The 16,541-nt window shown below is 72.4% G+C and carries 15 protein-coding genes; 4 read left to right on the plus strand and 11 right to left on the minus strand.

Annotation, left to right across the window (positions count from 1 at the left end; translation table 11 throughout):
• The first annotated feature begins 7 nt into the window (after positions 1-7).
• The 3 genes from D1J60_RS33535 to D1J60_RS33545 all read left to right on the plus strand — a co-directional run bounded on the left by D1J60_RS33535 (position 8) and on the right by D1J60_RS33545 (position 2,366).
• Complete coding sequence (locus tag D1J60_RS33535; protein ID WP_125823724.1) at positions 8-649, plus strand: carbonic anhydrase; 642 nt, start codon at positions 8-10, stop codon at positions 647-649.
• A gap of 305 nt (positions 650-954) precedes the next feature.
• Positions 955-1,620 carry an ECF RNA polymerase sigma factor SigK gene (gene sigK / locus D1J60_RS33540; protein WP_125823725.1) on the plus strand — a complete coding sequence of 222 codons (666 nt, stop codon included), beginning with the start codon at positions 955-957 and terminating at the stop codon, positions 1,618-1,620.
• A complete protein-coding gene (locus tag D1J60_RS33545) occupies positions 1,617-2,366 on the plus strand; it encodes an anti-sigma factor (RefSeq protein WP_125823726.1) in 750 nt (249 codons plus the stop codon). The genes sigK and D1J60_RS33545 overlap by 4 nt, the downstream gene beginning before the upstream one ends.
• A 6-nt stretch (positions 2,367-2,372) precedes the next feature.
• Here the strand turns inward: D1J60_RS33545 and D1J60_RS33550 are convergent, their stop codons facing one another.
• The 11 genes from D1J60_RS33550 to D1J60_RS33595 form a co-directional block, all read right to left on the minus strand.
• Positions 2,373-3,917, minus strand: coding sequence for an FAD-dependent oxidoreductase (locus tag D1J60_RS33550; RefSeq protein ID WP_125823727.1), 1,545 nt, complete (start codon positions 3,915-3,917; stop codon positions 2,373-2,375).
• A 46-nt stretch (positions 3,918-3,963) separates the two neighbouring features.
• The gene (locus D1J60_RS33555) at positions 3,964-4,212 is read right to left on the minus strand and encodes a type II toxin-antitoxin system RelE/ParE family toxin (protein WP_125823728.1); all 249 of its coding nucleotides are present in this window, start codon (positions 4,210-4,212) and stop codon (positions 3,964-3,966) included.
• Between the two features lie 98 nt (positions 4,213-4,310).
• The gene (locus D1J60_RS33560) at positions 4,311-6,659 is read right to left on the minus strand and encodes an arylsulfatase (RefSeq protein WP_125823729.1); all 2,349 of its coding nucleotides are present in this window, start codon (positions 6,657-6,659) and stop codon (positions 4,311-4,313) included.
• Positions 6,656-8,497 carry an ABC transporter ATP-binding protein gene (locus tag D1J60_RS33565; protein ID WP_125824347.1) on the minus strand — a complete coding sequence of 614 codons (1,842 nt, stop codon included), beginning with the start codon at positions 8,495-8,497 and terminating at the stop codon, positions 6,656-6,658. The genes D1J60_RS33560 and D1J60_RS33565 overlap by 4 nt, the downstream gene beginning before the upstream one ends.
• 116 nt (positions 8,498-8,613) lie before the next feature.
• Positions 8,614-9,453, minus strand: coding sequence for an ABC transporter permease (locus D1J60_RS33570; RefSeq protein WP_125823730.1), 840 nt, complete (start codon positions 9,451-9,453; stop codon positions 8,614-8,616).
• 3 nt (positions 9,454-9,456) lie between these two features.
• Positions 9,457-10,401: an ABC transporter permease gene (locus D1J60_RS33575; RefSeq protein ID WP_125823731.1), complete on the minus strand. Its 945-nt coding sequence runs from the start codon at positions 10,399-10,401 to the stop codon at positions 9,457-9,459.
• 4 nt (positions 10,402-10,405) lie between these two features.
• The gene (locus tag D1J60_RS33580; protein WP_125823732.1) at positions 10,406-11,968 is read right to left on the minus strand and encodes an ABC transporter substrate-binding protein; all 1,563 of its coding nucleotides are present in this window, start codon (positions 11,966-11,968) and stop codon (positions 10,406-10,408) included.
• Between the two features lie 247 nt (positions 11,969-12,215).
• Positions 12,216-12,314, minus strand: a complete 99-nt coding sequence (locus tag D1J60_RS38905; RefSeq protein ID WP_328740532.1) for a putative leader peptide — start codon at positions 12,312-12,314, stop codon at positions 12,216-12,218.
• Positions 12,315-12,326: 12 nt separating this feature from the next.
• Positions 12,327-13,547 (minus strand): ROK family transcriptional regulator, encoded by a 1,221-nt coding sequence (locus tag D1J60_RS33585; protein ID WP_125823733.1) that lies wholly within the window; start codon positions 13,545-13,547, stop codon positions 12,327-12,329.
• 175 nt (positions 13,548-13,722) lie between these two features.
• Complete coding sequence (locus D1J60_RS33590; protein WP_125823734.1) at positions 13,723-13,896, minus strand: CsbD family protein; 174 nt, start codon at positions 13,894-13,896, stop codon at positions 13,723-13,725.
• 107 nt (positions 13,897-14,003) lie between these two features.
• Positions 14,004-15,272, minus strand: coding sequence for a hypothetical protein (locus D1J60_RS33595; protein WP_125823735.1), 1,269 nt, complete (start codon positions 15,270-15,272; stop codon positions 14,004-14,006).
• A gap of 663 nt (positions 15,273-15,935) precedes the next feature.
• Here D1J60_RS33595 and D1J60_RS33600 point away from each other — a divergent pair.
• On the plus strand, positions 15,936-16,481 hold the full coding sequence (locus D1J60_RS33600; protein WP_125823736.1) for a GrpB family protein: 546 nt from the start codon (positions 15,936-15,938) through the stop codon (positions 16,479-16,481).
• Positions 16,482-16,541 lie beyond the last annotated feature (60 nt).

The following is a 16,541-nucleotide window of genomic DNA, read 5'->3' on the forward strand; positions in this document are numbered from 1 at the left end:
TGCCGCCATGACCGAGATCCAGAACCAGACGCCCCGCGACGCCTTCGAGCTGCTCATGGCCGGAAACCAGCGCTTCGTCTCGGGCATCCCCGAGCACCCGAACCAGGACGCGATACGCCGCACCGAGGTCGCCCCGGCCCAGCAGCCCTTCGCCGTGCTGTTCGGGTGCTCCGACTCCCGGCTGGCCGCCGAGATCATCTTCGACCGCGGCCTGGGCGACCTGTTCGTCGTGCGCACCGCGGGGCACGTGGCAGGCGCCGAGGTCCTCGGTTCCATCGAGTACGGCGTGAGCGTCCTCGACGCCCCGCTCGTCGTCGTGCTCGGCCACGACTCGTGCGGGGCCATCGCCGCCGCCCGTGCGGCGGCCGACGGCGGCAAGGTGCCCGGCGGCTTCGTCCGTGACGTCGTCGAACGGGTCACCCCGAGCGTGCTGTCGGCCCGCGCTGCCGGACGCGACCAGGACGACCAGATCCTGGCGGAGCACATACAGCACACCGTGGACCTGCTGCTGGAACGCTCCCGCGTCCTGTCCGAGCGGGTGGCCGACGGCCGTCTCGGCGTGGTGGGGCTGTCCTACCGGCTGGCCGACGGCAGTGCGCAGCTCATCGCCGCGCGCGGCGTCGAGGCGGCGGTGCCCGCGGCCTCCTGACCCTCCCGGCGTGACGCGGGACCCGGCCCCGGCGCGGGCAAGGCGGCGCCGACGGCACTGCGGGTGGCCACCGAGGGCCACCCGCACCCGACCGCCCGGCACGGGCTCGGCACACAGCGCGTGCCCGGGGCCGCCTTGCCCCCTCCAACGGATGGGCCGCGCCTCGCGCGGGTGACGAAGAGGCCTCCCATCCGCAGGCCGGTCGGCTTCGAAGAACAGTCGGTAGACGCACAGGTTTCCGAGACCGGACCGCCCCCGGGGGCGGTCCGGCCGGGCACCGACGACGACACAAGGACCGGCATGCGATGGACGCCCCTTCCCCCGACGGCCGCCCCCGGCCGCCCCTTCGGCTCCTCACCACAGCCGGAGCCCCACAGGTGAACCAACCGACCCCCTTCGACACCGGCCGCCCGGGCGGCCCCACCCGCGGCGATCTCACCGGCCTCATGCAGAAGGTCGCCCAGGGCGACAAACAGGCCTTCTCCGGCCTCTACGACGCCCTCGCGCCCATGGTGTTCGGCATCGTCGTCAAGGTCGTACGCGACCGGGCCCAGGCAGAGGAGGTTGCCCAGGAGGTCATGATCGACCTGTGGCGGCAGGCGGCCCGCTACCGGCCCGAAGCCGGATCCGTCACCACCTGGGCGGCGACGATCGCGCACCGGCGGGCCGTGGACCGGGTCCGCTCCGCCCAGGCGGCCACCGACCGCGAGTACGCCCAGGCCGCCCGCGAGCACACCACCGCCTTCGACGAGGTCGCCGAGCAGGTCGAGACCCGCCTGGAGTCCGAACAGGTACGCCGCTGCATGCGTGGCCTGACCGAGCTCCAGCGCCAGGCCGTGACCCTGGCCTACTACCGGGGGCTGACCTACCGTGAAGTCGCCGAAGCCCTGCGCACACCGCTTCCCACCATCAAGACACGCATGCGCGACGGGCTCATCCGGCTCCGCGACTGCATGGGGGTGACCACATGAAACACCACGCCAGCGACGCCCACACCCTCACCGCCGCCTACGCCCTCGGAGCCCTCGACCCGGCCGAACGCCAGGCCTTCGAGGCCCATCTCCAGGTCTGCGAGGCCTGCCGCGAGGAAGTCGCCGAGTTCGAGGCGACCGCCGCCCGCCTGGCCGCGGCCGCCTCCCAGCCGCCGCCCGCCACGGCCAAGGCGCAGGTCATGGCCGCCATCGACGGCGTACGCCAACTGCCCCCGCGCCTGCCCGCACCCGCCGCGGCGCCCGCCCTCGGCGACATCCTGCGCCGCCGGGCCGTGCCCCTGGCCCTGGCCGCCAGCGTCGCCGCCGCCGCACTCGGCGGGATCGCCGTATGGCAGGCCCGGGACGCACAGGAGCTGAAGCAGCAGGCCCGACAGGCCCAGCGGCAACTCGACACCGTCAGTGCCGTCCTGGCCGCCCCCGACGCACGCACCGTCCACGGCAAAGCGGCCAACGGGGCCCTGACCACCGTCGTCGCCTCCGCACGGCAGAACAAGGCCGTCTTCACCGCCGCCGGCCTCCCCGCCCCGGGCGCGGGAAAGACCTACCAGCTGTGGCTCGACCACGACGGCACCATGCGCCCCGCCGGACTCGTCGACCACGACGGCACGGTCGTCCTCGCCGGAAACCCGGCCGATGCCGGCGCCGTAGGCCTCACCCTCGAACCCGCCGGAGGCTCGCCCCAGCCCACCACCGCCCCGCTGCTCCTGATGGCCCTTCCCGCGTGACACCCGTCAGAGGTCCGTCGGGTCCCGGCGCTCCAGTGGAGCGAGCGCAGGGCCCTGGAGGACCTCGCCGTCGATGCCGAAGCGAGAGCCGTGGCAGGGGCATTCCCACGTCCGTTCGGCGTTGTTGAAGGCGACCAGGCATCCGAGGTGCGTGCAGACGGCGGATACCGCGTGCAGTTCGCCGTGATCGTCGCGGTGGACGGCGCAGGGCTTGCCGCCTGCGCGGACCACCGTGCCCTCACCCGGCCGCAAGGCTTCGGCGGGGCCGTTGGTCCCGTCGCCGAAGCTGTCGAGGCGGTCCTTGATGAAGTGCTTCCCGACGTCCCACTGGGCCTTCAGGTAGGCCGGGGCCGACCGCAGGGGTGAGCCGACGCGGCCGGGGTCGTAGAGCCCGTCCCAGGGCTCCTCGTCGCCGCGGACGAGGGAGGCGATGATCGTGCCGGCCAGTACCCCGCCGGTCATGCCCCACCCGGCGAACCCGGTGGCCACGTAGACGTTGTCGCCCCTCGTCGGCAGGCGGCCGATGAGGGGCAGCGCGTCCGTCGAGCTGTTGTCCTGGGCGGCCCACCGGTGGGCGGTGGCGAAGCCGGGGAAGCGCTGCCCGGCCCAGTCCTGGAGGCGGGCGTAGCCTGCCTCGGTGTCCTCGCCCGTGCCCGGTGTGAACGCCTCGCCGGTGACGATGAGCAGTCGGCCGCCGTCCGCCCGTGGCGCGGTGCGGACGGACCGTTTGCCGTTCTCCTGCGAGATGTACATGCCCTCGGGGTCCTGGCCGGCGGGGAGCTCACCGGCGATCACGAGGTCACGGTGTTGCGTGAGCCTGGTGGAGAGCACGGCGTCGTCGAAGACGGGGTGATGGGTGGCGACGACCACGTGCCGCGCGGTGACGGTGGCGCCGGAGTCGGTGGTGAGCCGGCACGGATCGCCGTCGTCGAGGCGTGTGACGCGGGATCCCTCGTGGAGCCGTCCGCCGAGCCGGACGATGTCCTCGACGAGCCCGGCCAGGTACTTGAGGGGGTGGAACTGGGCCTGGTCCTCGACCCGGACGGCGCCGGCGACCGGGAAGGGCAGCCCGGTCGCGGTCACGAACGAGGCGTCCAGTCCGGCCGCCCGCGCCGCGTCCGCCTCCGCCCGCAGGGCGTCCACGCCCTCGGCCTCCTCGCAGTAGGTGAAGGCCGGACGCCTCTCCAGCTCGCAGTCGGCACGAAGCTCCCCGGCCACCTCGATGACGTGCCGCAGGGCCGCGCTCTGGGACGCCGCGTACCGCCGCGCGACGTCGCTTCCGTGCTTGCTCCGCAGCGTGTCGTACACGGCCGTGTGCAGGGCGGTGAGCTTCGCGGTCGTGTGCCCCGTGACCCCGCCCGCCAGGGCGTCCGCCTCCAGCACGATGACGCCGACCCCCGCGCGGGCGAGTTCCCACGCGGTGCTGAGGCCGACGATGCCGCTGCCGATGACCGCCACATCCGCTTCGGCGGCCCCCGCCAGGGGGGCGAAGGCCGGCAGGGTCGCCGTCCGCATCCAGTAGGACCGGCCGATGTCCGCACGTCGGTTCATATCCGGCGGCTGCCCAGGAAACCCGCCCTGATGCACCCCGGCCCCGTCAGCCGAGGCGTCCGACGTGCAGGACGGTGACGGTCAGCGGACGACGGGTGACGGTGTACAGGACGCGGTACCGGCCGACGTGGATGCGGCAGAGCCGTGGGCCGTGCGCGGCGGCCCCCGGCGGCCGGGGCTCGCCGGACAGCAGATCGACCGCACGCAGCAGCTGCCGCAGTCCGGCGGGATCGTCTGCGAGGTGCCGGGCGGCGCCGCTCACGGCGGCCTCGTTCCACACGATGGGGTAGGCCATCGCCCGCCCTCCCTCTGGCTCGTCCCCGGCGCCTGCCCCCAGCAGCGGCCGGCACACCCGAAGGCGGTGTGCCGGCCGGGCCGGCGCGCGTCCGTCCGTCATTCGAAGGCGGCGGCCGCCTCTCGGAGCGCGCGGGCCACGAGCGCCGGATCGTAGGGCGCCCGTGCACCGGGGGTGTACGTCACCGAGCGCAGGCGGCCGGTGTAGCGGAAGCTGCGGTGGCGCTCGTAGACCGGCCAGGAGACCGGGGACTTGCGGTCCACGCCCACGCTGATCCCCTGGAGCGGCGCCATGCCGATCAGCTGGTGGACGCTGTGCGAACGGCCGCTCTCCACGCCGTCGACCAGGAAGCGGAACTCCCAGCGCAGGCCCTCCACCGCGGCGGCCGACAGCGTGATCGTCCGCCGGCCCGCGGGCAGCGGGCCGGCGTCGGTCTCGTGCAGCTCGCCGTACTCGTTGTACGCGAAGCGCAGCCGTCCGTCCTCTACGTACAGGCTGTAGCCCCCGCCCTGGTCGCCGTGCGAGACCAGTACGCCCTGGTCCGAGGCGGCGTGCTCGTCGAGTTCCACGGTGACGTCGAAGGACCGGAACGAGATGAGCCGGGAGGAGCGGTAGCGCTCCAGCTCGGGAGTGCCCGCCAACAGGGTCAGGGGGCGGTGGAACCGCTCCTCGGCGGGGTTGCGCCGGGCCAGTGCGCCGCTGCCGTCGGCGAGGGGGAAGACGCCGTTGCGCCAGGCCGCCGCCTCCCACGCCGCGGCCAGTTCCTTCACCACGTCCGGATTCTCCTGGGCGATGTCGGTGGTTTCGGTGGGGTCGGTGCGCAGGTCGTACAGCGCCCACTCGCCGTCGTCGTACGGTGCGCCCGGGCGGTGCAGCGTGACCAGCTTCCAGCCGTCGCGGTAGTAGCTGCGGTTGCCGGACATCTCGCAGTACTGCTCGGTGTGGGCGCCGGGCGCCCGCCCGTCGTGCAGGACGGGGGCGAAGCTGACGCCGTCGAGCTCCTGGGCGGGCCGCGAGCGCCACAGCTCCGGGCGGCGCACGCCGGCGAGTTCCAGCAGGGTGGGGGTGATGTCGGTGACGTACTGGTACTGCTGCCGGACCCCGTCGTCGCCCGCGGCCCGCCGCAGTCCCTCGGGCCAGGAGATGACGAACGGCACGCGCACGCCGCCCGCGTAGGTCTGGCCCTTGTAGAGCCGGAACGGGGTGTTGGAGGCCATGCCCCAGCCGCGCGGGTAGTGCACCAGGCTCTGCGGGCCGCCGATGAGGTCGGTGTCCCGGTCCACGTCCTCGTTCCAGTCGTCCGGGACGGGCTGGTGGACGAAGCGGCTGAAGTAGCTGCGCGTTCCCTCGGCGCCGCCCTCCCCGGTGCCGCCGTTGTCGGAGGTGAAGACGACGATGGTGTTGTCGAGTTCGCCGAGTGCGCGCAGGGTGTCGGTGAGCCGGCCAAGGTTCTGGTCGATGTTGTCGACCATCGCCGCGTACACCTCCATGTAGCGCGCGTACCGGCGCTGCTGTTGCGGCGTCAGATCGGTCCATGGGCCAACGTCGAAGCCCGCCTCGGAGTTGCGTTCCGGCAGGACGGTTCCCTCGGGGAACAGCCCGTCGGCGATCTGCCGGGCGAAGCGGGTGCCGCGCAGCGCGTCCCAGCCTCCGTCGTAGCGTCCGCGATGGCGTTCGATGTCGGCGGCCTTGGCCTGGAGGGGGCCGTGGACCGCGTTGTGGGCGAGGTACAGGAAGAACGGCTTGTCGGGGTCGTGCGCCCGCAGTGACTTGACCATGGAGATGGCCTGGTCGGTGATGTCGTCGGTGTAGTAGTAGCCGTCGGGCAGCTCGTCGATGTCCAGCGGGCTGTTGTCGCGGACCAGCTGGTGCGGATGGAAGAGGCTGGTCAGGCCCTCCAGTACGCCGTAGTACTGGTCGAAGCCCTTCTGCAGCGGCCAGTTGCGCCGGTCGTCGGCGGCGTTGGACGCCGAGTCGCGGGTCAGGTGCCACTTGCCGACGGCGTAGGTGGCGTAGCCCGCGTCGTGGAGGACCTCGGCCAGGGTGGGGATGTCCTCCCCGACCTCCATGCCGTAACCGGGGAAACCCGGGTCGAAGTTGGCGACCGTCGAGTATCCGACGCGGTGCGGGTTGAGACCCGTGAGCAGGGCGGCACGGGCGGGGGAGCACAGCGGCATGGTGTGGTAGTTGGCCAGGCGCACGCCGCCCGCGGCCAGCCCGTCGAGCACGGGGGTGGGGACCTCCGAGCCGAACGGGCCGATGTCGCTGTAACCCATGTCGTCGACCAGGACCACGACGACGTTCGGGGCACGCCCTCCGGGCCGGCGCCCCGGCTGCCAGGAAGGCTCGGACTCGGCGAAGGTACGGCCGACCCGTCCGGCGAAGCCGGCGTAGGGATCGCGACGGGTGGGTGTGTCCGGAGTGGCCGGGGTGGCGGGGCTGGTCACGGGCGGAGCTCCTTCGCAGAGGACGGGGGAGAGGAGGGGGCGGTCCTGGGTACGGACCCGAGGAGGGTGCGGGTATAGGGGTGTGCCGGGCGCGTGCAGACCTCGTCGGCGGGGCCGGTCTCGACCACCCGTCCGCGGTGCATCACGGCGATGCGATGGCTGATCTGCCGCACCACCGCCAGGTCGTGGGCGATCAACAGCAGGGCGAGCCCGAGGTCGCGCTGCAGGTCGGTGAGGAGGTTGACGACCTGTGCCTGGACGGAGACGTCGAGTGCGGAGACGGGCTCGTCGCAGATGAGGACCGACGGCTCGGGGGCCAGCGCCCGGGCGATGCCGATCCGCTGGCGCTGGCCGCCGGAGAACGCGCGCGGGTGCCGCCCGGCGGCCTCCGGTTCCAGTCCGACCTGCCGCAGCAGCGCGGCCACCCGCTCCGCCCGCTGTGCACGGTCACCGAGACCGTGCGCGATCAGCGGCTCGGCGATGATCTGGCCCACGGTCATCCGGGGGTTGAGCGACGAGAAGGGGTCCTGGAAGACCATCTGCACTTCGCGCCGCAGCGCCCGGGAGGCCTCCGGGGACGCCTCGGACAGCTCCCGCCCCCGGAACCGGACGGCTCCGGAGGTCGGCTCGTACACCTGGACGATGGTGCGCGCGAGAGTGGACTTGCCCGACCCCGATTCACCCACGATCCCCAGCGTTTCGCCCGGGTGCAGGACGAGGTCGACCCCGTCCAGGGCGACCAGCGGATCGCGGCGCCCGGCGCGCCCCCGGCCGGGGAACGTCTTGCGCAGCCCGGTGACCTCCAGCAGCGGTGCCGCGGCCGGACCGGCGGCCGGCCGGGTCCGGAGGTCTTCGGGGGGTTCCCCGATGACGACGTCTTTCGGACCGGTGAGCAGGCAGGCGGAGCGGACGCAGGCCGAAGCCCGGGTCAGAACGGGCGCCTGGTCGTGGCAGCGGTCCTCGGCCAGGGCGCAGCGGGGCGCGAACGCGCACCCCCGCAGGGAGGCGGCGGGGTCGGGCGGGCTGCCGGGAATGCTCCGCAGCCGGGTGCCCGAGGGGGACTCCAGCCGAGGCACGGCCGCCAGCAGTCCGGCGGTGTAGGGGTGTCGGGGGTCCGCGAGGACCCGGTCGGTGGGACCGTCCTCGACGACCGCGCCGCCGTACATGACCAGCACCCGACGGCAGGAGCGGGCGACGACGCCGATGTCGTGCGTGATGAGCACGAGGGCGGTGCCCGTTTCCCGGTTCAGCCGTTCGAGCAGGGTCAGGATCTGGTCCTGGACGGTGGCGTCGAGCGCCGTGGTCGGCTCGTCGGCGAGCAGGACGTCGGGTTCGTTGGCCAGCGCGAGAGCGATCATGACGCGCTGGCGCATACCGCCGGAGAACTGGTGCGGGTGGTCGTCGACGCGCTGGGCGGGGTCGGGAATGCCGACCAGGTCCAGGAGTTCCCGTGCGCGGGCGCGGCGCGAGCGCCGGTCACCGCGGCCGTGGGCGCGCATCGCCTCGTCCAGGTGCTGTCCGATGGAGAGCACCGGGTTGAGGGAGGCCATCGGGTCCTGGAAGATCATCCCGATCCGCCCGCCGCGGACCCGGCGCAGTGCCTCGTCGGAAGCGGTGGCGAGGTCCTGGCCGTCGAGGAGCACGGAGCCGTCCGTGATGCGGCCGCCGGCCGGGAGCATGCGCGTCAGGGCGAGGGCGAGGGTCGACTTGCCCGAGCCGGACTCGCCCACGATGCCCAGCGTCTCCCCGGCGGCGAGCGAGAGGTCGACGCCCCGGAGCGCGTGCGCGGACCGGCCGCCGAGCGGGAACCTGACGTGCAGGCCGCGCACGTCGAGCACGGGTCGGGCGCGCGGGCCGGAAGCGGCCGTGTCGGCGGTGCCGGTGCTGTCGGCGGATGCGGTGGCGTGGTCGGCGTGGTCGGCGTTGTCGGTGGTGGTGCGGGTCGTGGCCTGGGTCACTGCCGGATCCCCCGGTTCAGGGCTTCCCCGACGAGCGTGAAGCCGATGACGAGTGCGGTCACCGCGATCAGCGGTGCCACCGCGAAGGTGGGGTGGGTGCCCATGTAGCCCGTGGACTGGCTGAGGATGCTGCCGAGCGAGGGCTCCGGAGGCCTGATGCCGACCCCGATGAAGCTCATGGCGCCCTCGATGAACACGGCGACCGACAGGGCGGTGGCGATCTGGACCACGATGGGGTCGACGGCGTTGGGCAGGACGTGGCGGAACAGGACGCGCAGCCGTCCCGCGCCGCCGACCCGCGCGGCGACGGCGTACTCGCGTTCGCGCTGTACGAGGATGCCGCCCCGCAGCAGCCGGCCAAAAGCAGGTGTCTCCGCCAGGGCGATGACGGCCACGACGGGCAGCCGGCCCGGTCCCCAGATGGCGGTGAGGGTCAGGGCCAGGATCAGCCCGGGGAAGGCCAGCACCAGGTCGAAGGCCCGCTGGACGGCGGCATCGGCAGCCCGGGAGGAGACGGAGAGCAGGGCGAGGGCGCAGCCCGCCGCGGCGGCGAGGGGCACGGCCGTCAGACCGATGGCGAGGTCGGCGCGGATGCCGTGGAGCACCCGGCTGAAGAGGTCCCGTCCGAGGTCGTCGGTGCCGAACGGATGCCGCGACGACGGACCGAGCAGGGCGTCACCGCTCTGCGCCAGCGGGTCGGCGGAGGTGAGCAGCGGCGCCAGCAGCGCGGTCAGGGCGATTGCGGACACCAGGGTCAGTCCGGTGATGCCCCGCCCCGTGAGCAGTCCGCCCACGTAGCGGTTGCGGGCGCGCAGCGGGAGGGTCGTGGTCGTCATGGTTCACTCCCACCTGATCCGGGGGTCCAGCCAGGCGTAGACGATGTCGGTGAGCAGCTGGACGGCGACGAACACCGCGACCAGCAGCAGGAGCAGGGCCTGGACGACGGGATAGTCACGGCGGACCACCCCCTGCTCGGCGAGCATGCCCAGCCCCGGCCAGGCGAAGACGGCCTCGACCACCACGGCTCCGCTGAGCAGCTGCCCGATCTGCATGCCGAGTACGGTGACGGAGGACGGCAGGGCGTTGGGCAGCGCGTGCCGCCAGATGATGCGCCGGCGGGTGACGCCGACGGCCGTGGCGGTGCGTACGTAGTCCTCGGCCAGGGCGCGCTCCAGCCCGTCCTGGAGAGAGCGGCCGAGGACGGCGCCGCTCGGCAGGGCGAGACACAGCGCGGGCAGCAGCAGGTACTGCAGGCCGATGTCGGGGGCGTCGAGCACCGACTGGTACCCGCCGGCGGGCAGCAGGCGCAGGGCCACCGCGAACACCAGCACCAGCACGATGCCGGTGACGAACGGCGGCACGGCCAGCGCGGCGGTGGCCACCGCCCGCGCCCCGGCACGCACCCCGCGTCCGCGCCCGGTCACCCCCAGCACCCCCAGGGCCAGGCCGAGCGCGACCGTCAGCACCAGGGCGCCGACGGCCAGCTCCACCGTCCGGCCCAGCCCCTGGCCGATGAGCTCGCCGACCTCGCCGCCGATGGCGTACGAGGGTCCGAGGTCGCCGCGTACGAGCTCGCCGAGCCAGGTGACGTACTGGGCCGACAGCGGCCGGTCCAGGCCGAGCCGGGCGCGGATCGCCCCGACGGCCGCGGGTCCGGCGTCCGGTCCGGCCAGAGTGCTGGCCGGGTCGCCCGGGATGAGGCGCAGGATCACGAAGACGACGAACGAGGCGAGCGCCAGGACGAGCAGCGCGGAGGGAACCCTCTTCAACAGGTAGGAGCGCACGGCGTCACACCAGGTACGCGTCGTCGAGGATGAGGTAGCCGAACTTGTTCAGGTCCGCCCCGTGCACCTTGGCCGTGGCGACCTCCACCTGGGCCTCCACCGCGAGGTCGATGATGAAGGCCTCGTCGAGGAGCTGGTCGCTGATGCGCTGGTAGGCCGCCACGGCCCCGGGGCCCTCCGCGTCATCGCGCACCCATGCCGCCCGCACCGCCTCGGTGTAGGCGGCCGAGCTGAACTGCGAGGTGTTCTTGGCCTCGTTGAAGGGGTAGGCGCTGACGGCCAGGGTGGACGGGTGGACCTGGGCGAAGCCGTGGCCCATCGTCCACAGCGCCGGCATCTGCTGGGCGATCAGCTTCTTCTGCATGGTCGCCGAGTCGTACGGCTGGAGCTCGGTGGTGATGCCGATCTGCTTCAGGTCGTACTGGATGATCTGCGCGATGGCCGTGACCCGCGGGACCGAAGCGTGGGCCAGCGGCAGGGACAGGCTGTCGTGCCCGGCCTCCTTCAGCAGGGCCCGCGCCTTGTCCGGATCGTGCCGGTAGCGGCTCGCGTTGGCGTCGCTGTACGCGGGGGAGGACTTCGGCCAGGGGGCCGCGCTCGCCTGGCCGTAGCCGCCGAGGACCTGCTTGACGATGCGCTCGCGGTCGACGGCCCAGGACAGTGCCTGGCGCACGCGCTTGTCGCCGGTGTACTGCTCCTTGACGTTCGCCCCGAGGTAGAGGGCGCCGGCGCCCGTGTCGTACCCCTTGATCCGGAACTGCTTGTCGTCCTTCAGCTGCGCCACGTCCTGACCCCGGACGTCGAACGAGAGCTGAGACTGGGCGGTGCGCAGCGAGGAGAGCAGCGAGTCGGGCTGCGGGATGACGCGTATCTCGACCTTGTCCAGGTAGGGGCGGCCGGGCTGCCAGTAGCGCTCGTTGCGCGCGAAGCTGAGGGAGGCGCCCGGATCGCGGCCGGTGAAGGTGTAGGGCCCGGTGCCGATGAGCCTCTTGCCGGTGACGGCGTCCTCGACGGAGTCCTTGTCGGCGATGAACATGAACTCGAAGAGGTCGAAGAGGTTGCTGACGGGATGCGCGAGGCCGAGGGTGATCTCGTGGTCGCCCCGCTTCTCGAACGAGGTGACGGCGGCCGCCGTGGACCTCAACTGGGCGGCTCGCACCGGGTTCTGGAGGTTCTGCACCGCGAAGATGACGTCGTCCGCCGTGAACCTGCGGCCGTTGTGGAAGGTGACGTCGTCGCGGAGCGTGAAGGTGATGCTCTTGCCGTCCGGGGCCACCTGCCAGGACTTCGCCAGTTCCGGCTGCGGCCGCAGCTTGTCGTCGTAGCGGGTGAGGGTGTTGAAGACCAAGCGTGGGACGAGGGTCATCGCGCTCACCGCGAAGAGCAGGGCCGGAGTGAAGTCGACCCCGTGCGCGACGGTCAGGGTGCCTCCCCTACGGGGACTCGCCGCGGCGGCGGGCGTGCTCTCGTCGACCGCGGAGCGGCAGGCCCCCAGCGTCATGAGGAGGGAGCCGGCACCCACGGCGCGCAGCAGGCCCCGCCGGGAGAGGGGAGGGAGCGTGGTCATGATGGAACCGCCTTGGCGATGAGGAAGCGAGCGAAACTTAATTGCAATCTGAGCGGAACTAATTCATCCCAGGTGAGACCGGGTGCGGTCCATCGCAGGGCGAAGCAGGGTGGAGCAGCGGAAACCGCGGCGCAGGGATCCGGTCGGGATCGCGGAACGCGGTGCGGGGGAGCGGCCGTGCCGCACGAGCTCCCGGCGGACGGGAACGGCGGGAACGCGGCCCGGGGGCCTCAGGCTGACGTCGAAGTCAGCGGGGACAGCCCGGCGACGGCACGGCACAGATCGCGCTGGCATGGCGACACAGGTCGACATGTCGGCGGGAAACGAGCCGCACGGTCGGGGTCATGCGCGCAGATTGTCAGACACCCGGTGATTGGTCAAACGCCACCGTTCTGAGCGGATCGGCGTAGATGTTGGCCAGAACGGCCGTGCCGGCGGCGACGTCCAGTGCCCGTTCCCCGGTTCCGGGAGCCACGATCCGCTCCGGGTCGTCACACAGGTGGGAGCGTACGACCGCCTCCTCACGGATCGCCTCGAGGTACCGCGGATGGGCCCCGGAGAAGGTCTCGTGCACCACCACCACGTCCGGATTGACCAGGTCTGCCAGCAGCGCGACCGCCCGGCCGATCAACCGCGCCCGGTGCCGTACCAGACGGTCCGCGCCGGGGTGTCCCGCCGCCACGGCCTCGGAGAGCAGGGCGCGGTCCGGTTCGGCGATGATGCCCCGCTCCGCGGCTTCCGCGAACAGGACGGTGTCGGAGACCACCGCCTCGAAGCAGCCGGTCCTGCCACAGCCGCACTTCGCCCGGCTCCCGGGTACGGGCTGGTGCGCCACGTCGCTGGTGGCCGCGCGCGGCCCGAGGTGCACCCGGCCGCCACTGCCCAGAGCCGCGTCGACCACATGCCCCACGAAGACCGCGACGATGCTGTGCTGCGCATCGGGATGGCCGAAGAGGATCTCCGACTGGGCGAGGGCGCGCGCGTGGTTGTCGACGTACACCGGCAGCCCGGTCACCCGCTCCAACGCGTCGCGCAGCGGTACCTCGTACCAGCCGAGCGGTTCGTGCCGTACCGCGATCCCCCGCTCCGGGTCCACCCTTCCGCCCAGCACCGCACCCACACCCGCGATGGTGAGGCCACCCCGGTGCGCGGCGAGGAAGGCGGGCAGCCGGCTGGTCACCCGCCCCAGGATCCCGGCCGGGCCGGGCTCCCGACCGCTCACGTCCTCCCGCGCCAGGACGCGCCCGCGCAGGTCGATCAGGGACAGCGTCGCGCCCGGCACCCCGATGTGCACACCGGCCACCGCGACCCGGCCACAGTCGATGTCCACGGGAACCTGCGGACGGCCGACGCCCGCCGCGGCGACCAGTTCGGGACGCTCCCGCACCAGCCCCAGCCCGGCGAGGTCGACCACCTGCCGCGAGACCGCGGCCGGACTGAGCCCGGTGAGGGCCGCGATCCGCCTGCGCGCCACCGGACCGTGGTCGAGCACGGTCCGCAGCACCGCGGAGGTGTTCGCCTCCCGCCGGCCGTCGCCGCCGCGAAGTTGCCGATAGGGGCTGTTCAGCGGGGCGTGCATCTGCGGTTCCTCACTCGGGCACGGGTGGTTCCAGTGGCGCTCGAACTCGTTCGGGCGTTCCCCAGTTCACCACACGTGTCACGCGAACCCGTCGCAGGACGTGGCTGGGCCCCGACCCAGGGGGAGGGGGTCGGGGCCCAGCGGGTGCCCCCGCCTGGGGGGCCGTGGGGGCGGCTCAGTGTCGGAGCGTGTCCTTGATGTCTTCCTTGGCCTGGCGGGCGTTGCCCTTGGCCTGGTCGGTGCGGCCCTCGGCGGTCATGCGCTCGTTGCCGACGGCCCGGCCGACGGTCTCCTTGGCCTTGCCCTTGGCCTGCTCGACGTGGGCCTTGGTCTTCTCGGTGCCCGACATGGGACCTCCTCGTGACGTACCGGATTGGTCGTGACCCTCATGTGCTCCCGATCGACGCCCGTAAACCCACCGTCATGCCCACCGACAGGTCTGCGGCTGCGGAGCCGTCAGACCCCGGTCAGGGTGTACGTACCCGTACCGTCCTGCCGGCCGCTGGAGTACTGGCGGATCAACTCCCCGTCCGCGTACCGGTCGTGGCCCATCATGGAGCCCGTGTACTTGTTCTGCAGGCCGATCTTGGAGCTGCCGGGCACGTCGCGGTAGATGTAGAACCGCTGGAGGTCGTCCTCCCCGCAGGTGGCCGTCGTCAGGTAGGCCTGCTCCTGGTTGGCGATGTTCGCCGGGATGGTCGCGCATCCGCCGTTGCCCCAGTTCCACAGGGACGCCTCGATGACCCCGTTGCGCTCGGTCACGTTGCACAGCCGCCAGTTGTCCAGGTGGGCGCTGAAGAACGTGGACTCGCGCAGGCGGATGCCGTCGTTGGCCAGGAGAGGTGCGCTCCAGTTCAGGGGCTTGCCAGGAACGTCGATCTTGTAGACGCCCGGCTGGCAGTCCAGTGCGGCGCGCGGGGCGGGCCTGGCCGCCTGGGCGGCCTTCATGCCTTCGGCAGCGGCGGCGGCGACTTCGTCCCTGGCCTGGTCGGCCTTGGCCGAGGGGACGGGGCCGCCCGGGTGCTTCACGGTGGCGGCGGGGGAGCCGCAGTCGAGGAGGTCCTGTGCCCTGCGCATGATGCTGTTGGCGGGAACCTTGTCCTCGCAGCGCACTGCGCCTTCTTCGAGGGTGGTGAAGGTGGTGTAGCTGCCGGTGTCGGGGCCCTCGGTCCACCTCAGGGCGTAGGCGCCGCCGCCCAGGGCGGTGCGGTTGCAGTTGAGGCTGCTGTAGGTGCCGGTGACCTTCTTGGTTCCCTCGTAGAGGCCGTAGTAGCCGGGCCGGGGGAAGTTCCAGCTGATCGACTTCGAGGTGCTGCTGGTGCGGGTGTAGGTGACCTGGACGTTGAGGCCCACGGTCGCACCGACCGTGCCGAGGGCCTCGACGGTGAAGCTGCCCTGGGCGCTGCCGTTGAGGCCGACGGAGACCGCGATGGATTCCTGGACGTTGGTGGAGACCGTCTGGGATCCGGTCGAGCCCTCGGTGACGTACCAGCCCTTGAACTGCGTGATGGTGGGGATGACCTCGGTGGTCTTGATGTAGGGGCGGCGGGTGCCGAGGTCGGCCGGGGTACAGCTGTCGCCGGGCTTGACGGCGGCCGGGGCGGCGGCGGGCTTGGCCGGAGCTGCCGTGGCGGGCTGGGCCGTGAAGCCGAGCACGGCTACCGCGCAGGTCGCGGTGAGGGCGAAGCCCCTGCGCAGCGCCCCGGCCGGTCCTAAGTGGTGCATGTTTCCCTCATTCTCCCGGTGACCGGACGGCGTGGTCCGGCCGGCGGTGGTCGTCGTGTGGTTCGGGCGCGAGCGAGCGTAGCGGCCCAGAACAGACCGAGATGATCACTACGGGGCGGAATGGCCTGTTCCGGCCCAGACCAAACCGACGGCACTGGCGGTCCCCCCGGCCTCGGCTCCCCCCCGCCGCCCGAGGACTCGGAGCCTCGCCCCGGCCGCGGGCATCGCCCGGCGGGACGCTGTCGCGCTGCCGGGGTGCGGCCCCCGTCGCGGCCCCGATGGCCAGGGCCGCACCCCGTCCTTCGAACGTACTCCGCGGCCGCGCACGCCGCGGCGGGGGACCGGGAGCTGCTGCCTGCGCTGTGCTCCACCCGTTCACGCCCGGGCGAGCGGGGACGGACAGAGTCTGAGCACATGATCGCCAAGCTGACCGCCCACCCGCCCGACAAGCAGGGCCGGCCCCTGGGCGAGCCACGACGGCCCCGCAGGCCTACGGGGCCAGGCCGGCTACCTCAGCAACCCGCCCGCTCCCGGTGCGCGACGTCCTCGGCGTCGAAGACGCACACCGCAGCCCACCGGCCAACTCGGCTCCACGCAGGTGAGGCTGACCTCGGCGCGGTTCGAATTCGTGCCGCCCCCGGAGATCGTTACACACTTCGCAGCATGGGAAAGCCAGTAGAGATCATGCCCTACGACCCTGCGTGGCCAGTCATGTTCGCCACGTGGGGCACGTGCCTGCGTGTCGCCCTCGGTGATGCTGCGGCTCGTATCGACCACATCGGGTCCACCTCGGTGCCAGGACTGGCGGCCAAGCCGGTGATCGACATCCAGATCTCAGTGGAATCGCTGGAAGCGACGGATGCGTTCCTGCGCCCGCTGACAGAGATGGGGCTCGTGTACCGGGCGGACAATCCCGAACGGACCAAACGATACTTCCGGGAACCTCCAGGTCAGCGCCGGACCCACGTGCACGTGCGGCAAACGGGCAGCTTCTCACAGCAGTTCCCCCTCCTGTTCCGCGACTACCTCCGGTGCCACACGGCTGCCGCGAACGAGTACGCGGCCGCCAAGCAGCACTGCGCAGCCAGATTCCGCGACGACCGTCCCGGCTACGTCCAGGCAAAAGATGCCTTCGTATGGGACGTCATCCGACGCGCTGACGCATGGGCGCAGCACACCGGCTGGACTCCCGGCCCCAGCGACGCCTGACCGAGCTTTCCGATCACAGTCGAAGCCAAGTCCGTCGGAGTCACGAGACAGCCCTTACGG

Source organism: Streptomyces sp. W1SF4, from assembly GCF_003950035.1.
Taxonomy (GTDB): Bacteria; Actinomycetota; Actinomycetes; order Streptomycetales; family Streptomycetaceae; genus Streptomyces; species Streptomyces racemochromogenes.